Origin of the sequence: Tabrizicola sp., from assembly GCF_051645465.1 — a bacterium.
Classification (GTDB): Bacteria; Pseudomonadota; Alphaproteobacteria; order Rhodobacterales; family Rhodobacteraceae; genus Tabrizicola.
Genome location: NZ_JBOFBI010000118.1, coordinates 1 through 2281 on the forward strand (window position 1 = coordinate 1; position 2281 = coordinate 2281).

Consider the following 2281-nt stretch of genomic DNA (forward strand, 5'->3'; position numbering starts at 1 on the left):
GCAGGGTGGCGCGCGACACGCCCGCACTGGCCGTCATCACCCGGCGCAGGCCCTCATCCTCGATCATCCGGCCTATCGCTTCGGCAAGCCCGTCAATATCCCCCGGCGGGACCAGCAGCCCGTTCCCGCCATGGCGGATCAGCTCGCGCGGGCCGTAGTCGCAGTCGAAGGCAACCACCGGCAGCCCTGTGACCACCGCCTCGGCGATGACGTTCGGAAAGCCTTCGAAGCGTGAGGGCACCACCAGAATGTCGGCCTCGGCGATCCAGCCGCCGGGTGCGGCGCTGGCCCCCGGCAACGCAACCCGATCCGCCAGCCCGAGCCGGTTCCGCAGCGCCTCCAGACGCGCCCGTTCCGGCCCCTCGCCAAAGATCGTCAGCGTAGTGGGCCGCGTGTTGCGCAGGCGGCTGAAGGCATCGATCAGCAGATCGAACCCCTTCTGCACGTCGAGCCGGCCGACCGCCACCAGACGCAGTGGACCGTCCGGCCCTTGCGACGCAAAACCAGGCAGGGGCTCGCAGGGGTTGGCGATGACAAGCGCACGAGGCCACAGCGCGTGCGGCAGGTCGCGCCGCGCCCGATCGGTCTGCATGACGATTGCCGCAGCGCGTCGCATCAGCAGCCCCTGCGCCGGGCGCCAGAGTGGATGCGCCGCCTGCCGCCGAGGGTTGTTCCGTTCCGAAACGATCACGGGCACGTCCAGACCGATGCCAGCGGCCAGCGTCAGCGTGTTTACCTTGGTCAGGAAGGCGATGGCCAGATCGGGGCGCAGGTCGCGCAGCAGCTGGCGTATGCGGAGCAGCCGGGAAATCTGCCCCGCGCGGCCGCCGCCGCCCGCCAGTGCGTGCAGCCGGACACTTGCGGGATAGGAAAAATATGTGGCCGCAGTTTGCGCGCCAAGCGCCGCGACATGCACCTCATCCCCGGCGGTGGCACGATGCACGGCCAGCATCGCAACTACCTTTTCGGCGCCCCCGGCCCCGAACCCGGCTTGAAGGATCAGCAGGCGCATCTTGCCTACTCTGCCGCTTGGACGGACCGCGCAACGCGCCGCGCCGCGCGGGGTGCGGCAACCTCCTCTGCGCCGCCAAAGTTCAGCGATGCCTCGACAATCGGCCGGTGCAGGTCTTTCGCCTGCATGAAGATGCGCCCGACATATTCGCCAAGGATACCCATGAACATCGCGTTCAGCGTGATCGACATCAACAGCAGCACGGTGGTCGTGGCAAAGCCCGCGGGCCAGTCCTGTCCGAAGATGAGGCGGCCAAACAAATAGCCGGCCATCAGCACGAAGGTCAGCAGGCCTACCGCGAGACTGATGAACGAGGCGATGCGCAGCGGCAGCAGCGAGTGGTTGATCATGCCATCGATGGCCAACGACAGCATCGCCCGGAACGGGAATTTCGATGTACCGGCCGTGCGGGCCTGCCTGTCGTATTCAAAACCGACCTGCGAAAAGCCCATGCCGCTGATCAGCCCCCGGACGTAGGGAGAGTGATCCTCGATCCCGCGCAACTCGTCCAGGATGCGGCGGTCGGTCAGCCGGAATTCCCCGGCGTTCCGGGGCAGGTCGTCCTCGCTCATCCAGGTGATCAGCGCATAGAAAAGCCGGCGCGCGGCCGCAACCACAGGCCCGTCGGGCAGGCTGCGACGGACGCCGTAGACGACCTGATGCCCCTCACGCCATTTCGCCAGCATCAAAGGGATCAGTTCCGGCGGATCCTGCATGTCGCAGTCAAGCTGGATCGCGCAATCGCCGGACGCCGCGCGATAGGCGGTCAGCACCGACCGCTGATACCCCACGTTGCGCGAAAAGCGGATGACCCGCACCCGGGGATCGGACCGGGCAATGCCGGTCAGGATATCGAAGGTGCGGTCGGTGGAATGGTTGTCGGTAAAGATCAATTCGAACTCATGCCCCGGAAGGTCGGCAAAGACCGCCTTGACCCGCTCATAGGCAGTGCTGACATTGTCTTCCTCGTTCAGGGCCGGGATCAGGATCGAGATCAGGGTCATGTCGCGACCGCCTTTTCTGTTGCCAACTTACGTGCTGCCTTGCCTGCAGACGTGTCCGTCGAACCGCAGGCCATCTGTCGCCGTTCCCATTCGACTGTGCTTGCAAGCCCGTGTTCAAGCGGGGTCACGGCCCGCCAGCCAAGCGTTGTCCAGGCCAGCGACGGGTCCGCGCGCAGTTCCGTGGCAGGGTCCGGATGATCGGCACAGGCAATCAGACCCGCTGGCGCCCCGGTCAGACGGGCGATCATGGCCGCCACGTCGCGCA

The 2281-nt window shown here is 66.4% G+C and carries 2 protein-coding genes and 1 pseudogene; all 3 read right to left on the reverse strand.

The annotated features are described in order from the left end of the window. A partial coding sequence (locus tag ACRCSW_RS07330; protein WP_438703840.1) for a glycosyltransferase occupies window positions 1-1012 on the reverse strand: 1012 nt, incomplete at its 3' end. A 5-nt stretch (window positions 1013-1017) separates the two neighbouring features. After that, a complete protein-coding gene (locus ACRCSW_RS07335) occupies window positions 1018-2016 on the reverse strand; it encodes a glycosyltransferase family 2 protein (RefSeq protein WP_438703842.1) in 999 nt (332 codons plus the stop codon). Then, window positions 2013-2281: pseudogene (locus ACRCSW_RS07340) on the reverse strand (hypothetical protein); the annotation flags it as partial. The pseudogene ACRCSW_RS07340 and the gene ACRCSW_RS07335, both read right to left, overlap by 4 nt.

What these genes read in the sequence shown, in the direction of transcription:
- ACRCSW_RS07335 (WP_438703842.1), bottom strand. Translation starts at nt 2,016, where the DNA reads ATGACCCTGATCTCGATCCTGATCCCGGCCCTGAACGAGGAAGACAAT.